The following is a 15,660-nucleotide window of genomic DNA, read 5'->3' on the forward strand; positions in this document are numbered from 1 at the left end:
ATGAACTTCACTTCACTCGCCGCTGACCTGGTCATGCAGGATTTGGTCGATTGCCTGCTGGCTGAGGACTTCTTTGGTCGCGAGCCATTGCGCCTGCAGGACAGCAGCCAATGGCAGCTGCGCCACCCGCAGGCTCCGCAACTGGTAGAGCAGGGCAGCGCGCAGCAAATCTGGGAGTGGTGCTGCGATGATTCGGAGCAACGCTTCATCAGCATCGCGTTGCGCCCCGGCATCACCCAGCAATGGGAAAAAGTGCCCGGCACCCCGGTACTGGGCCGACAGGACGAGCGCTGGACGCAGTTGTCGCCGGAAGACTTCATGAAGTGGGTGTTCGCCGGCAAGGCGACGCTGCTTCAGGACAGCGAGCGTCAGGACAACGAAAAGGGTATCGCGCTGTTTCTCGATGTGTTGCGCATCAGTGTCTGGCAGACCGCGCTGTCGCTGGACCACAAGGTCGACGAGCAGAACCTGATGGCTCAGGACGGCGCAACCTTCTTCAGAACCATGGAGCAGTGGGCGTCGCTGCGTGATCGCCCTTATCACCCGCTAGCCAAGGCCAAACAAGGCTTGAACGAACAGGAATACCTACAGTACCAGGCCGAGTTCGCCCGGCCGGTAGCGCTGAACTGGGTGGCCGTCGACAAGACCTTGCTGCAATGCGGCGACGGCGTGGAGGACTTGAATGCATCCTTTCCGGCACGCTATCTGCTGCCCGAGAACCTGCAAGCAGAGCTTGACCGGGAGATGCAGGCGCGTGGCATTGCCGGCAGCCATGTTGCGCTGCCGGTTCACCCGTGGCAGTTCGAGCATGTCTTGCAGGTCCAGCTGGGCGATGCGTTCGCCAAGGGCGATTGCCAGCGGCTTGATTTCAATCAGGCGCAGGTGCATGCCACTTCGTCGCTGCGTTCGATGACACCGTGCTTCAACAGCGCTGACTACCTGAAGCTGCCCATGGCGATTTATTCGCTCGGCGCTTCGCGCTATCTGCCAGCGGTCAAAATGATCAACGGCGGGCTGAGCGAAAAACTGCTGCGTCAGGTGGTCGACAAAGATAAAACCCTGAGCCGTTCGCTGCACTTGTGCGACGAACGCAAATGGTGGGCATTCATGCCGCCACAAGCCACGCTGTTCGACGAAGGACCTCGGCATCTTTCGGCCATGGTGCGCGGCTATCCGGCCGCGTTGCTCGATGATCCGGAGTGCCGCCTGCTGCCCATGGCGGCGCTGGGTACACCGCTACCGGGGAGTAATCGGCATTTCTTCGACGAGTGGATGGACTACCGCGACCTGCCGCGCAATCAGGCTTCGGTACTGACACTGTTTCGCGAGTTGAGCCACAGTTTCTTTGACATCAACCTGCGTATGTTCCGCCTGGGAATGCTCGGCGAAGTGCATGGTCAGAACGCGGTCATGGTCTGGAAAGCCGGACAGGCTCAAGGGCTGCTGTTGCGTGACCACGACTCGTTGCGTATTTTCGTGCCCTGGCTGGAGCGCAACGGCATGCACGACCCGGAGTATCGAATCAAGAAAGGGCATGCCAATACGCTTTATCATGACCGCCCCGAGGACTTGCTGTTCTGGCTGCAGACGCTGGGTATTCAGGTAAACGTGCGGGCAATCATGGATACTCTGGCGCAAGTGTATGACGTACCGGTCACTGCGCTGTGGACCGTATTGCGCGATGTTCTGGATAATCTGATCACAACCATCGAATTTGACGACGAGGCGCGTGGCATGATCAGGCAACAACTGTTCGAAGCCCCCAACTGGCCGCAGAAACTTCTGCTGACGCCTATGATCGAGCGCGCGGGCGGTCCGGGCAGCATGCCGTTCGGCAAGGGTGAAGTGGTCAACCCGTTCCACAGGTTGCGCCGTGCAACCTGACCGAACCCTGCATCCTTCGCGGCGCACAGTGTTGCGCCTTTCGCTGGGGTTACTGGCGCTGCCTGGCATTGCCCGGGCAGCGCCGCTACGCGTTATCACCCTGTTTCAGGGGGCGTCCGACACTGCCGTAGCCCTTGGCGTAACGCCTTGCGGCGTGGTGGATTCATGGAGCGAAAAACCAATGTATCGCTACCTGCGCCCGGCGCTGGCGGCGGTACCGCATGTGGGCCTGGAAACCCAGCCGAGCCTGGAAGATATCGTGCTGCTCAAGCCGGACCTGATCGTCGCCTCACGCTTTCGCCATCAACGCATCGCGCCGTTGCTGGAGCAGATCGGCACGGTGCTGATGCTCGAAGAGGTGTTCGAGTTCAAGCGCACCCTGGCAATGATGGGCGCGGCCCTGCAACGTCAACAGCTGGCCATGGACCTGCTCGGGCAATGGCAACAGCGTGTGGCAGCGCTGCGTGGCCAGTTGCAGGCGAAGTTCGCCGGACGCTGGCCGATCACCGTGTCGGTGCTCGACATTCGCGAAGACCATATCCGTAGCTATCTGCCCGCCAGCTTTGCCGGCTCGGTGCTCAGTGAACTGGGCTTTGCTTGGACGCCCGCGGCCCGCGAAGCCACGGGCGTGTCCCTTAAACTCAGCAGTAAAGAGAGTTTGCCTGTGGTCGATGCCGACCTGTTCTTCGTCTTTCAGCGCGCGGACAGCAACGCCGCGCAGCACACCTACGACAAGCTGGTACAGAACCCGTTCTGGCAACAGTTGCGTGCAGTACGGGACCACCAGGTATGGCGCGTTGATGCCGTGGCCTGGAGTTTGTCCGGCGGCATTCTGGGCGCCAATCGCATGCTCGATGAGATCGCCCGCGTGGCCCTGGCGGATAGCGCCTCATGACGGCTGCGGTAAAACTGGGCCTGGGGCTGTTGATGCTGGTAGCGTGCATGGGATTGAGTCTGGCCACCGGGGCCACCTGGATATCGCCCGCTGCCATTGTGCGAAGCGTCTGGCAGGCTGATGCGCTGAGCGCTATCGAGCACGTGCTGCTCGACACACGGCTGACACGCACCCTGATGGCCGTCGCAGTGGGCTCTAGTCTGGCGGTTGCCGGGGCGCTGATGCAGGCGCTGACGCGCAATCCGCTGGCGTCGCCTGGCCTGTTCGGCATCAATGCCGGCGCGACGTTTGCCATCATCGCCTGTTCGTCGCTGCTTGCACTGTCGTCCATGAGCCAATGGCTGTGGTGCGCGTTCATCGGAGCTGCGGTGGCGGGCACGATTGTCTGGGTCATCGGCAACCGGGGGCAGGGCAGCCTCAATCCATTGCGCATCGTGTTGGCCGGCGCAGCGATCACTGCCTTGTTTACTGCATTCAGTCAGGCCTTGCTGGTGGTCAATCAGGACGGTCTGGACACCGTGCTGTTCTGGCTGGCCGGCTCGTTGTCGGAGCGCGAACTGAGCACCGCCGCGCCATTGCTCGTCTGCGTGGTCATGGGGCTTGTCGGCGCGCTGGTGCTGGCGGGGCAGGTCAACGTACTCAACACCGGGGAAGCCATCGCGACGGCGCTGGGCCAGCGTACGGGGCTGATTCGCCTGATGATGAGCGTGGTGATCATTGCCCTGGCAGGCAGCGCCGTGGCGCTGGCGGGCAGTATCGGCTTCATCGGTCTGCTGGTGCCACACATGGTGCGCAAGACGCTGTCCATCGACCATCGCTGGCTGCTACCCGGCTGCGCAGTGCTGGGCGCGACCCTGCTGCTGCTGGCCGACACGCTGGCGAGAGTCGTGATTGTCCCTCAGGAAGTCCCGGTGGGTGTGATGACTGCGCTGTTCGGTGCGCCGTTCTTCATTGCACTGGTTCGGCGGGGCGCACGCTATGGATAAGCATTTCACCGTGCGCTACAGGAGCTTTTCCCGGCAGTTCAGCCTGACAGCATTGACGCGCTTGCTGACGGGCCTGGCGCTGACGCTGCTGGTCGCACTGAGCTCGCTGGCCTTGGGCAAGATCAATCTGACGCCAGCGACCCTGCTGAGTGTTTTTACCGGTCAGGCGGATGCCAGCCTGGTCTTTATCGTCGAACAACTGCGCATGCCCCGGCTGGCCCTGGCCGCCCTGGTCGGCGCGGCCCTGGCGGTGTCCGGACTGATCCTGCAAAGCATCATTCGCAACCCGCTGGCCTCACCGGATCTGTTAGGCATCACCAGCGGTGCCAGCGCCGCCGCCGTGTTGTATCTGTCATTCTTCTCAGTTGCACTGGGTGCGCAGTTTCTACCCCTGGCGGCGATCTCTGGCGCAGGCCTCGCGGCACTGGTCATTTATCTGCTGGCCTGGAATCAGGGCGCTTCACCCTTGCGCATGGTGTTAATCGGGGTAGGGGTGTCGGCTCTGCTGGCTGCGGTGACCACGTTCATTCTGGTGTTCAGCCCGTTGACCACCACCTTGTCGGCTTATGTCTGGCTGACCGGGAGCGTGTATGGTGCCAGTTGGCCGGAGCCCCGCGCACTGGCCGGCTGGCTATTGTTGACGTTGCCGCTGCTGGCGCTGCTGGCACGTCAGGTGCGCATGCAGCAACTGGATGACGCGCTGGCCCAGGGCATCGGCGTGCGCGTGCAATGGCTGCGCGCGGGGTTGCTGCTGGTAAGCGTCGCGCTGGCCGGGCTGGCGGTCGCCTGGGGTGGGGCGATTGCCTTTGTCGGGCTGATTGCGCCTCATATCGCCAAACGCCTGATGTCGCCGGGGTTCGTCGCTCAGGCGCTGATGGCGGCGTTGATCGGTGCCAATCTGGTGATGCTTGCCGATCTGGCCGGACGCACGCTGTTCCTGCCGCTGGATCTGCCCGCAGGGATTTTTGTCGCGGTGCTGGGCACACCCTTTTTTCTGTACCTATTGATCAACCAGCGGCACTAAGGAATTACGGATGGCGTCAATCGCAACCCACGACCTGACCCTGAGTTACCAGCGGCAGGTGATCATCGACAGTCTTGATCTGCAGTTACCCGCAGGCCAGGTGACCGTGCTGATCGGCAGTAACGGTTGCGGCAAAAGCACCTTGCTCAAATCCTTGGCGCGCCTGCTCAAACCCCAACAGGGCACCGTCGTGCTCAACGGTGCCGATATCCATCAGAAGTCCACTGCGACCGTCGCGCGTGAACTGGCGATTCTGCCGCAAATGCCCAGCGCACCGGAAGGCATAAGCGTGCGGCAACTGGTGGCGCTGGGGCGTTATCCGTATCAGAACTGGATGCAGCAATGGTCCGCCGAGGATGAAGCCATGGTCGCACGGGCTCTGGCGCAAACCGGCATGCAGGGCCTGGCCGACAGACCCGTCGATGCCCTGTCAGGCGGCCAGCGTCAGCGCGCATGGATCGCCATGACCCTGGCGCAGGATACCGACATTGTATTGCTGGACGAACCGACGACCTTTCTCGATCTGGCTCATCAGATCGAAGTGCTGGATCTGTTGCGCGACCTGAATCGGCAAGAGGGCAAGACCATCGTGATGGTCCTGCATGACCTGAATCTGGCCTGCCGTTACGCCGATCACATGGTTGCCGTCCACGAACGCAGCGCCTTTGCGCAAGGGCGTCCGGCCGATATCCTCAGCGAGGCGCTGGTCAAGCAGGTCTTCGGCCTCAACTGCCGGATCATCGCCGATCCATTCTTTGGTACGCCGCTGTGCATCCCCTTTGGCAGGGAACTGCCGCAATGAGTCTGGCGCAGGCGTTCAGCGAATCTGAATGGGCGTTGCTGTCCGAGGCGCTGCGGCTCAGGCCGGCAGGTGAGCACGATCCGCGCTCGCTATCGGCCCGCGCGCTGCTGGACGACGCAGTCTGCGAGCAATTGCTTGGCGTGTTGGGGCCGGTGATCGGTTCTCCGACACAGGCAATCACCGCATCACTGCTGGCCAAGCGCATTTCTTTCTTGAGTACCGGTGCCTGCCTGTACGCGATGTCGGTCTACGACAAGGGCCTGACCCTGTCGCTGGACAACAGCGTGATCGAATACGCGCATGATGACGGCCTTTGGACCTCGTCAATGCCTTTGCTCGATACAACGCCAGTGGGTTATGAGCCGGGCGCTCGCGAAGCATGGCGTGATCAGATCGCCACCACTTTGTTCCGCGACCTGCTTCAGCCGCTGTGGGAAACTTTCAACCGTGTCACAGGCATTTCCCGACGCATTCTGTGGGAAAACACCGCAGTACGCGTGTATTCGCTGTACGACAAGCGCATGGACAAGGTTGAAGACCCGGCGATCCGGCAGCGCTGTGAAGCCGATTTCGACTGGCTGCTGCACCAGGCCGATCCCACGCTGTTCGGCCTGACCTACAACCCGCTCAAACACTTCCGCCGTCCGCCGGTTGTGCTGGAAGCCGAAGGCAAAAGCATCCGTTTTCGGCGCACCTGCTGCTTCTATTACGACGCCAGCAACCCCGTCGAGTATTGCTCGACCTGTCCGTTACTGAGGCCCAAAAAATGTCGATGAACAAGCAGATTGCACACCGCCAGCAACAACTCAGCGACGCCGTCATAGAGCAATACCGTGACATTGCCGCGTCAACCATCGGCCACCTGAACGACGCGGTTTATCTGCGCGGGATCAGACCGCTGTTCGAGGGTGCCAGACTGGTTGGCAACGTTGTCACGGTCAAACTGCAACTGCCCGACGGCAGCATTTTGCGCGATGCACTGCTGAACAGCCTGCCAGGCGATGTACTGGTGATCGAATGTGTCGGCGACGAGCATTGCGCCTGCTGGGGCGAACTGCGCACCCTGGCCGGGCTCATCAAGGGGCTTGCCGGCGTCATCGTCTCGGGCGCAGTCACCGACGTTGCCGCCTTGCGCGAACATCGTCTTCCCGTGTTCAGCCGGGGAGTCAGCGCAATGACAACGCGCAGTCTCGGGGAAAGCGGCGAGCTCAATGGACTGATCCATATAGGCGGCGTGGAGGTGAGGCCAGGGGACATTGCAGTCGGGGATGATGACGGCGTATTTATCCTGAGTCCGCAGCAGGCGAACGAACTGTTACCCGAGTTGCTGGGCAAGGAGAGTGCGGACCGAAAAAGAAGGGAAGAACTTATCGACAGACTGAATGGGCGCCAGCCGGAAATCGGAAGTTAACATTGACACGATGTTTAATATTTGGATCCTATATCCACAATTAGACAATAGGCGCGTCTTTTATGTATTAAGTTTGCTAGCCCTGCTCAAGATTGCGATTCCATGACCGATGCAGATTGGAAACCCAAACTGTCCCGGATAGCCGCAATGTTCAATTCGCATTTGAAAAACACCAATAAGGCATTGGAGCGCCGCCTCGCCATGCTTGAGCAAGCAGGGCAAATCCTCAATCTGGAGACAGTTGCCGTCGTGCTGGATGGCACGGGCAAAATACAGACCGTCAACGCGTTGTTCGAGACGGAGATGAGCTACGCACAAGCAGAACTCGTCGGACGTAACCTGTCTGATCTGAGCCCGCCGGAACTGAACGGTGACGTTCACCAGAAGCGCGCATTGACCGCGATTCGAGACGGCAAGCACTTCAGCGGTACGTTGCGCCTGGTCAGCAAGACCGGGTCCAGGGTGTGGCTGAGAACCGTGGTCGTACCCTATAAAAATGAAACCGGCGGCGTCGAACAGATCACCCTGTACTCGAGTGTTCTGACGCGAACGATTGAAGCCTCTCGCGAGAACGAGGCGCTGGTCAATGCACTGCAACGCTCCACCGCCGTTATCGATTTCACCCTCGATGGCATTGTCATCGGCGCCAATGACAACTTTCTGAGGGCGATGGGGTACGAGTTGAATCAGATAAAGGGCAAACATCACAAGATGTTTTGCGTGCCTGAAGAGTCTGCCTCTGACGCATATACCCGATTCTGGGAAAGACTGCGTCGGGGGGAGTTTATCGTCGATCGTTTCCGCCGAATTGACAAAGGCGGTCGTGATGTATGGCTGGAAGCGTCTTACAACCCTATTACCGACGCCAACGGCAAACTCTATAAAATTGCCAAGTTCGCAACGGTTATCACTGAACAGGTTGAGCGCGAGAAAGCCGTCGCTGAAGCATCTGAAATGGCGTATCAAACTTCTATCGATACTGACAGCAGCGCACAGCAAGGCCGCAAAGTCATCAAGGACACGCTGCAGATGCTCGGCCAACTGACTATTTCAATGGAAGAAGCCACACGAGGCATCGAAGCACTGGACTCACAAAGTCAGGTGATTGGAACAATCATCAAAACCATCAGCGGCATCGCCGAACAAACCAACCTGCTCGCGTTGAACGCAGCGATTGAGGCCGCCAGGGCCGGCGAACAGGGCAGGGGCTTCGCAGTGGTGGCCGATGAGGTGCGCCAGTTGGCCTCTCGCACAACAAAAGCGGCGGAAGAAATTGTAAGCGTCGTGAAGACCAACCAAAGCCTGGCCTCAGATGCAGTGGGCGTGATTGTGCGCAGTACCGAACAGGCGTCCGAGGCGCTGGTATTGGCCAACGACGCAGACCGTGTGATTCAGGAAATCCAGCACGGCGCAAACACTGTAGTGCGGGCCGTCAGCCGATTTGTGAACCAGCGCTCCAGCTAAGTGCGTGAGCAGTCGAGTCGACTCAGGCGAGGCGTTTGAATCGGAGGTCGCGACAGGAGGACGAAATTTTTCCGCGACCTCCAACTGAGCTATCAGGTAGGATGAATGGCAGCCTTGGCCAGAATCAACAATCTGGCCGAGACAGAGGAGCTATTAGAAAACACTCTTTGAACACTTCGTGGCACGTAAGAGAGACGCTATGAACTGGCACACGTGGTGGGTATTTGCGGTTACTGTTTTCCTGCTGTCAGGGACGCCGGGGCCTAATATGTTGCATGTGCTTTCCAGAGCCGTTTCGTTAGGTTTCGCAAGAAGTATTCCCGCGATGATCGGCTGCCTGGTTGCTGTTGTTGCGGTACTCAGTATTTCGGCTGCCGGCCTTGGCGCGCTGCTTGCCGCATCCCCAAGGGCATTTGAAGCGCTACGTTATCTCGGCGTAGCTTACCTTTTCTGGCTGGGCTACAAGGCATGGCGCGGTTCAGCGCAATCACCACAAGACGCACCTGTGTCTGGCCCAGCGGTGTCGAGCTGGCGCGTGTTCATCAACGGACTCATTGTAGGATTTGGAAACCCTAAACTCCTGCTCTTCGCAGCTGCATTCCTGCCTCAGTTCATTGCTCCCAGCCAGCCGCAAATGACCCAGCTCATTATTCTGGTTCTGACTTTTGCTGCGTGCGAGATGTTCTGGTACATGGCGTATGCGCTAGGCGGAACTCAACTCCGCCGATATTTAACTCGCCCTGCTATGCGCCGAGCGTTCGATCATTTTACCGGGGTGCTCTTTGCAGGCTTCGGTGTTCTGCTTCTTCGCTTTCGCCCACAATGATCGCACGATGGACAGTGGCTAATAGTCGGCATTAGCTGTCGGCTGCTGCACCTCAGGTGTGAATGGATAAAAATCAGTACCGCCATTTTATGTATAGAAATTCCATAGGGCCCCGGCCGTAAACCAGATACCCATCGCAACCCCGGCCCCCTTAGGCTTTGCGGATGTTTTTGATCACACGGATTTGCATCCGCACGATGTCCAACTGCTTGCCAATGAAATGCTTGCGGCAACCGCAGGTCAGTTCGTGCTCGGGTAGTTCGTGGATGACTTCGATACGTAGCAATTCAGCCAACAGGGTTTTGCGTTTACCACAGCGTTTGACCGGTACAACGTGTTGCGCTGCCACCGAAGCACCGCGCCCAGATCAGGTCTCCAAGGCGGCCGAGTGGAATCCATCGGCGGGGTAAGGTGCCTGATTCAGATATAAGCATTCCTTATTGTCGATGACTCATGGACTATATGCCCATTTGGCTGCCTCTCTGAGGCAAGCGCTCGCATCTGCAGGAGCCCGTGAATGAACATCAAGATTGAGGCACTGATCGCCCGGAAGATCGGTTTCGCCTCCCACCAGAACGCCGTACCGCTCGTACGTGAATTGAGTATCTGGAACCAGGAAGAAAGCGATTTTGAAAACCTGACCCTGACTTTAAGCACCGACCCGGATTTCGTAGAGAGCCGCACTTGGCGTATAGACCGCATTCATGCAGGTGATCGCCTCAACATTTCCGAGCGTGATATCAAGCTTAACGCAGGTTATTTGTCCGGGCTGACTGAAAGCCTCAGCGCTGAGGTGGTGATGCGCCTGTCCCAGGGCGATGACGTACTCGTCGAGCAACGCTTCCCGACAGAACTGCTGGCGCGCACAGAGTGGGGCGGCTTGAGCGCCATGCCGGAGTTGCTTGCGGCTTTTTGCATGCCCAATGATCCCGCAGTAGATCGGGTACTCAAAGCGGCCTCACAGGTTTTGCGGCGCGCAGGCAAGAAAGATGGCATCGACGGCTATGAAAGCAAGTCGCGCACGCGAACCTGGGAGCTTGCCTCTGCTATTTGGTCCGGAGTGTGCAGCTTTCAGTTGAGCTATGCATTGCCCCCGGCCAGTTTTGAGCAACAGGGGCAGAAGGTCCGGCCTCCGAGTGTGGTTCTGGAAAACGGCGTGGCGACCTGCCTGGATACTGCATTGCTGTTTGCTGCAGCTTTGGAGCAGGCGGGCTTGAATGCCCTGCTTATCATGACTAAGGGACACGCATTTGCAGGCGTATGGTTGCAGCCTCAAGAGTTTTCTCAATTGTTGACCGATGAGGCGTCGGCAGTACGCAAACGTCTGGATCTGAAGGAAATGGTGGTATTCGAAACCACGCTTGCCACACAGACACCTGCGCCGGGCTTCTCCCAGGCGATTACAGTCGCCGAGCGTCAGCTAGATGATGAGCAGTTCATCATGGCCATCGATTTGCACCGCGCCCGAATGCAGAAGATTCGTCCGATGGCGCTCGTCTCAGTAACCGAGGGATCGGATGAGACAGCCGATGCTCCACCCACTATTGAAGGGCTGGAGGAGGCTCCGGCACTCCCGGGGTTCGATGTCGAATTAAATACGGATAGCGAAGGTCCAGCCGGAAAACTGACGTTGTGGCAACGCAAACTTCTGGATCTGACGACTCGCAATCGTCTCCTGCACCTTCCGGACAGCGCAAAGGGCGTGCGCCTGATATGCCCGGATCCGGCCGTGCTTGAAGATCTGCTTTCCAGTGGCCAGCGCATTCGCATCCTGTCAGTACCTGACTTGAAAAGCAGTGGCCGGGATGTGGCCCTGTACGAGCAGCAGAATAATGAGAACCTGGTCGACGAAGTTGCTCGTCAGGCGCTGGCTCGAGGTGAAGTGCTCGCCAGTCTGGAGAAGGTGAAACTTGAAGCAACCCTGATCGATTTGTTCCGAAAGGCGCGTAGCGATCTGGAAGAGGGCGGTGCAAATACACTGTTTCTGGCCATCGGCTTTCTCAAGTGGAAGAAAACTGCCGACGACCCGAAAACCTACTCCGCGCCCCTGATTTTGCTGCCAGTAAAACTTGAACGTAAAAGTGCTTTGTCCGGGGTGACGCTAAGCCTTCTTGATGAAGAACCGCGTTTCAATCTGACGCTGCTTGAATTGCTGCGCCATGATTTCGAGTTGGTGATTCCCGGACTGGACGGCGAACTACCCAGTGATGAAAGTGGCATTGATGTGACGGGTATCTGGAACGTAGTGCGGCGAGCAGTGCGTGACGTACCGGGTTTCGAGGTGAGCACCGAACTTGTGTTGGGTACATTCTCATTTGCCAAATACCTCATGTGGAAAGACCTGAATGCCAACGCCGCGCAGCTATTGCAAAGCCCTTTGGTCAAACATTTACTGGAACCCGGTGGCGCCCGTGAAGGGTTCTCCGGTTCAGACGAGTTTCCCCGACCTGAACGTTTGGACTCGTCGATAACACCCGCTGAGCTTTTTACCCCGTTGCCCGCCGACTCCTCGCAGTTATCTGCCGTGGTGGCATCTGCAGGTACTCACAGCTTTGTCATGGACGGGCCACCGGGAACCGGCAAGTCGCAAACCATTGCCAACATGATTGCTCACAACCTTGCTCTGGGACGTCGCGTGCTGTTCGTGGCAGAGAAGCGCGCAGCCCTGGACGTCGTTTACCGTCGCCTGGCAGAGAAGGGGCTTGGCGAGTTTTGCCTGGAACTGCATTCAAGCAAGGCCTCTAAAGTTGAAGTACTCAAACAACTGGACCGCGCCTGGGATGTCAGCGATGCGTTGAGCCCGGAGGCGTGGGAACGTGAAGCCACTCGTTTGCAGACGCTGCGCTCGCGACTCAACGAACTGGTCGAGGTACTGCACCGACGCTGGAGCAACGGGCTCTCCTTGCATCAGGCGATCGGTCGTGTGGTTCGTGATCATGGCCCTCAAACACCCAGGCTGACCTGGCCATCAGACACGCAACATGATGCCGCCGAGTACAGCCAGTTGCTCGATCTTGCGCGTCGCTTAGGCTTGAACGGTGATGCCGCACGTAATCTGTCAGGCAAGTTCGGCGCTCTGGCGCAGACCCAGTGGTCGAACGCCTGGCAGGCACAAATTGCAAATGCCTCACGTGAGCTGCCCCAGGCCCTTGACGCGCTGAGTGCCACGAGTGAAAGACTTCTTGGCCTGACGCACCTTGACTTGCCTGTATCTGAACCGGCGCAGGTTCAGCACCTTAACGAATTGGCGACTCTGGTCGTGGAGTCCTATGGACTGAACCTCTCATTCGCTTTTGTACCCGATGCTGTCGCGCGTATCGAAGCAGCCCGGCGCGCGTGCCAGTTAATCGAAAGCTATCGAGAGCTTGAGGAAGGTCTGTCGCTGGATTATGCAGACGAAGCCTGCCGTCGCGTTCCCGTTGAGGCGATGCGCAGCGAATGGCGAGATGCCGAAGGAAAGTTCTGGTTCCTGGCGACTTTCGCCAAGAAAAAGGTCGCGAAGAAACTGGCCTCTTCAGGTGGCGCAGCAGGCCTGCCGGACACGCTTGGCGACCTGGCGATTTTCGAGCGCCTGCTCGCGCAACTGAACGAACTGGATACATTAGCCGTTGGCCTGCAGTCGATCCCGGGCTGGCAGGGCCTGAGCAGTGACGTGTCACAGATATTTCGTGCAGCCTCAATGGCTGAAAACCTGCGCGGACTGATGAGCGGCTTGGCCGAATCACCGGACCACCTCGTTTCATTGCGCGGCGCCGTCGCGCGGCTGGTCGTTGAGGCAAATGAAATGTTGGCGCCGGGCGGGCAAATCGGCGTAGCGTTATCAGCCTTGCAACAGGCTTTGTCACGCTATGAAGACGCCGCTCGACTGTTTGCCGAATTGTCTGTAGCCGGTACAGATAAACAACTGAGCGCTACTGCCTTGCGGGCTACTTCGCTGTCGATCCAGCAACAGGAGGAGCAACTCAAGGCATGGTGCGATTGGTGCCGGGTTCGCGAACAGGCGGGTGAGGCTGGTTTGGCAAGTCTGGCCCGTGCGCTCGAAGCAGGGGGGCTGTCACCTGCAGCAAGCGAGGAAACCTTCATCACGGCCTATGCCCATTGGTTCGCCACGCAAGGTATAGACGGCGAACCGCTGTTGAGGAATTTCGTGGCTGCCGAGCACATGAGTGATATCGCGGCTTTCGTGCGTCTGGACGACGAAATGGCCAAACTGACAGTGCGTTACATCCGGGCTAAACTGTGTGGCTTGATCCCCTCCAAAAATGACATCCCCAAGAGCAGCGGCTTTGCCATTCTCAAACATGAATTGCAGAAGTCCCGCCGGCATAAACCTGTCAGGCAACTGGCTGTTGAAATGGGCGACGCACTCAATCGCCTGGCCCCCTGCATGCTGATGAGTCCGCTGTCGATTGCGCAATTCCTGCCCGCCGATCAACCGCCCTTCGATCTGGTCATCTTCGACGAGGCTTCGCAGATTGCTCCATGGGACGCAATCGGTTCGATAGCTCGAGGCAGACAAGTCGTTATCGCAGGTGACCCGCGTCAAATGCCGCCGACGAACTTTTTCAACCGTGGCCCGAATGCCAGCGACGACGATACCGCTGAAGACATGGAAAGCATTCTGGACGAATGCCTGGGAGCAGGGGTGCCAAGTCACAGTCTGAGCTGGCACTACCGGAGTCGACATGAAAGCCTGATTGCGTTCTCCAATCACCGTTACTACGACAGTAATCTCATCACCTTCCCGGCAGCAGAGACCCGTGCAAGTGCTGTGGAGTGGCGCCGGGTTGACGGTGTTTATGCAAAGGGCAAAGGGCGTTACAACCAGGCTGAAGCCGAAGCTATCGTCAGCGAGACAGTCAAGCGCCTTACCGATCCAGCGTTCGTGGCTGCTGGCCACTCGATCGGTATTATCACGCTCAACTCTGATCAGCAAAAACTGATTAATGATCTGTTGGACAGCGCCCGCAAGCAGTATCCGCAGATCGAGCCGTTTTTTCAGGACACACAGACCGAGCCGGTTGTCGTCAAGAGTCTGGAAACAGTCCAGGGTGATGAGCGCGATCTGATCATGCTCGGGATAGGCTACGGTCCAACCGAGCCGGGTTCGCAGGTCATGTCGATGAACTTCGGCCCCCTCAACAAAGACGGCGGCTGGCGCAGGCTTAACGTCGCGATCACACGGTCTCGCCGGGAAATGTTGGTGTTCTCATCCTTTGATCCGTCAATGATCGACCTGAACCGCACCAATGCCCGTGCAGTCCGGGATCTGAAGCATTTCATAGAGTTCGCCCAACGCGGACCAAAAGCTTTGGCCGAGGCGGTACAGGGCTCGGTCGGTGGTTATGACTCGCCGTTCGAGGAGGCAGTCGCTCAAGGGCTACGGCGCCTCGGTTGGCAAGTGGTGCCGCAGATTGGTGTTTCGCGTTTCCGCATTGACTTGGGAATCGTTCACCCTGACCGCCCGGGTGACTATCTGGCCGGCGTCGAATGCGATGGCGCTACCTATCACAGCGCCGCCACCGCTCGGGATCGGGACAAGGTCCGCGGAGCAATTCTCAGTGGCCTCGGCTGGAACCTGGTGCGGCTATGGTCCACTGAGTGGTGGGTAGACAAGGAAGGTGCATTGCAGAGACTGAACGCAGCGTTGAATGATCTTTTGGTGCAATCCAGGGAGGAGACAGCAGGTCAACAGATAACCGAACAGCCAACGGCCGAGCCCATCGTCATAGACTTCTCCACCGTACCCCGCATCAGTGGAGAGTCGCCTGATGAGCGGGTTGCTTCCATCAGTGAGTTGCCAGCAGAGATGGGTGAGAGCCGCATCGCGCTGTCTCATGACCTTACACCTGCCGCCGCGGGGCAGAAGGGTATCTATCGCATAGCCGACCTTTCTTCTCTCGCACCACTGATCCAGGCTGACCAGTTTCACCTGCCTGGTTACACTCCGGTACTTCGTCAGCTCATTGAGGAAGTGCTGCGCCAGGAAGCGCCGATTCGCGACTCAGCTTTAATCCAGCGTATTGCGCGTGCACATGGCTTCCAACGATCAGGACGGCTTATCAGAGACAGAGTGCTGGAATTGGCGGAGCAGCACCATTATGTTCAACAAGCAGGGTTTGAAGAGGTATTCGTCTGGCACTCGGAAGGCGATGTGGCCGGGTGGACGACGTACCGGATTCCGGCCTCAAGCGAGGATACACGAGCCATAGAAGAGGTTGCTGCTGAAGAATTGCGCATTGCGGCGACGGGTGTCGATGCCGAAGACAAGGCCCTGGAGGTTGCTCGATTGTTCGGTATAAAGCGCCTCACAGGACCTGCGCGTGAACGGATGGGGCGAATCTTCAGTACATAAGAGCTAGCGCCCC

Annotated in this window: 9 protein-coding genes and 3 pseudogenes; 11 read left to right on the forward strand and 1 reads right to left on the reverse strand. The window is 58.5% G+C overall.

Annotated features, from left to right (window positions below; genetic code table 11):
• From V476_RS24175 to V476_RS24215, 10 genes and pseudogenes are all read left to right on the forward strand, one after another.
• A complete protein-coding gene (locus tag V476_RS24175; RefSeq protein ID WP_024960911.1) occupies positions 1-1,884 on the forward strand; it encodes an IucA/IucC family protein in 1,884 nt (627 codons plus the stop codon).
• Positions 1,874-2,779, forward strand: coding sequence for an ABC transporter substrate-binding protein (locus V476_RS24180; RefSeq protein ID WP_016568151.1), 906 nt, complete (start codon positions 1,874-1,876; stop codon positions 2,777-2,779). The genes V476_RS24175 and V476_RS24180 overlap by 11 nt, the downstream gene beginning before the upstream one ends.
• On the forward strand, positions 2,776-3,765 hold the full coding sequence (locus V476_RS24185) for a FecCD family ABC transporter permease (RefSeq protein ID WP_024960912.1): 990 nt from the start codon (positions 2,776-2,778) through the stop codon (positions 3,763-3,765). Before V476_RS24180 ends, V476_RS24185 begins: the two co-directional genes overlap by 4 nt.
• A complete protein-coding gene (locus tag V476_RS24190; RefSeq protein WP_024960913.1) occupies positions 3,758-4,789 on the forward strand; it encodes a FecCD family ABC transporter permease in 1,032 nt (343 codons plus the stop codon). Before V476_RS24185 ends, V476_RS24190 begins: the two co-directional genes overlap by 8 nt.
• Positions 4,790-4,799: 10 nt before the next feature.
• Positions 4,800-5,591 (forward strand): ABC transporter ATP-binding protein, encoded by a 792-nt coding sequence (locus V476_RS24195; protein WP_024960914.1) that lies wholly within the window; start codon positions 4,800-4,802, stop codon positions 5,589-5,591.
• The gene (locus V476_RS24200; RefSeq protein ID WP_003420535.1) at positions 5,588-6,367 is read left to right on the forward strand and encodes an IucA/IucC family C-terminal-domain containing protein; all 780 of its coding nucleotides are present in this window, start codon (positions 5,588-5,590) and stop codon (positions 6,365-6,367) included. The genes V476_RS24195 and V476_RS24200 overlap by 4 nt, the downstream gene beginning before the upstream one ends.
• Complete coding sequence (locus tag V476_RS24205) at positions 6,358-7,002, forward strand: RraA family protein (protein WP_024960915.1); 645 nt, start codon at positions 6,358-6,360, stop codon at positions 7,000-7,002. The genes V476_RS24200 and V476_RS24205 overlap by 10 nt, the downstream gene beginning before the upstream one ends.
• Positions 7,003-7,203: 201 nt before the next feature.
• Positions 7,204-7,926: pseudogene (locus V476_RS29495) on the forward strand (PAS domain-containing protein); the annotation flags it as partial.
• A gap of 111 nt (positions 7,927-8,037) precedes the next feature.
• Positions 8,038-8,466: pseudogene (locus tag V476_RS29500) on the forward strand (methyl-accepting chemotaxis protein); the annotation flags it as partial.
• A gap of 199 nt (positions 8,467-8,665) precedes the next feature.
• Entirely contained in the window at positions 8,666-9,292 is a 627-nt protein-coding gene (locus V476_RS24215; protein ID WP_024960917.1) for a LysE family translocator, read from the forward strand.
• Positions 9,293-9,449: 157 nt separating this feature from the next.
• On the opposite strand, the pseudogene V476_RS24220 reads toward V476_RS24215, so the two are convergent.
• Positions 9,450-9,626 (reverse strand): annotated as a pseudogene (locus V476_RS24220) (IS66 family transposase); the annotation flags it as partial.
• A gap of 183 nt (positions 9,627-9,809) precedes the next feature.
• On the opposite strand from V476_RS24220, the gene proA reads away from it, so the two are divergent.
• On the forward strand, positions 9,810-15,647 hold the full coding sequence (proA, locus tag V476_RS24225) for an anti-phage protein ProA (protein ID WP_024960918.1): 5,838 nt from the start codon (positions 9,810-9,812) through the stop codon (positions 15,645-15,647).
• The last annotated feature ends 13 nt before the right edge of the window (positions 15,648-15,660 follow it).

The organism is Pseudomonas syringae KCTC 12500 (genome assembly GCF_000507185.2).
Taxonomy (GTDB): Bacteria; Pseudomonadota; Gammaproteobacteria; order Pseudomonadales; family Pseudomonadaceae; genus Aquipseudomonas; species Aquipseudomonas syringae.

Bases quoted from the DNA above. Each gene is read 5' to 3' on its own strand.
- V476_RS24215 (WP_024960917.1), top strand. From the start codon at position 8,666: ATGAACTGGCACACGTGGTGGGTATTTGCGGTTACTGTTTTCCTGCTG.
- proA (WP_024960918.1), top strand. From the start codon at position 9,810: ATGAACATCAAGATTGAGGCACTGATCGCCCGGAAGATCGGTTTCGCC.
- V476_RS24190 (WP_024960913.1), top strand. From the start codon at position 3,758: ATGGATAAGCATTTCACCGTGCGCTACAGGAGCTTTTCCCGGCAGTTC.
- V476_RS24195 (WP_024960914.1), top strand. From the start codon at position 4,800: ATGGCGTCAATCGCAACCCACGACCTGACCCTGAGTTACCAGCGGCAG.
- V476_RS24200 (WP_003420535.1), top strand. From the start codon at position 5,588: ATGAGTCTGGCGCAGGCGTTCAGCGAATCTGAATGGGCGTTGCTGTCC.
- V476_RS24185 (WP_024960912.1), top strand. From the start codon at position 2,776: ATGACGGCTGCGGTAAAACTGGGCCTGGGGCTGTTGATGCTGGTAGCG.
- V476_RS24175 (WP_024960911.1), top strand. From the start codon at position 1: ATGAACTTCACTTCACTCGCCGCTGACCTGGTCATGCAGGATTTGGTC.
- V476_RS24205 (WP_024960915.1), top strand. From the start codon at position 6,358: ATGTCGATGAACAAGCAGATTGCACACCGCCAGCAACAACTCAGCGAC.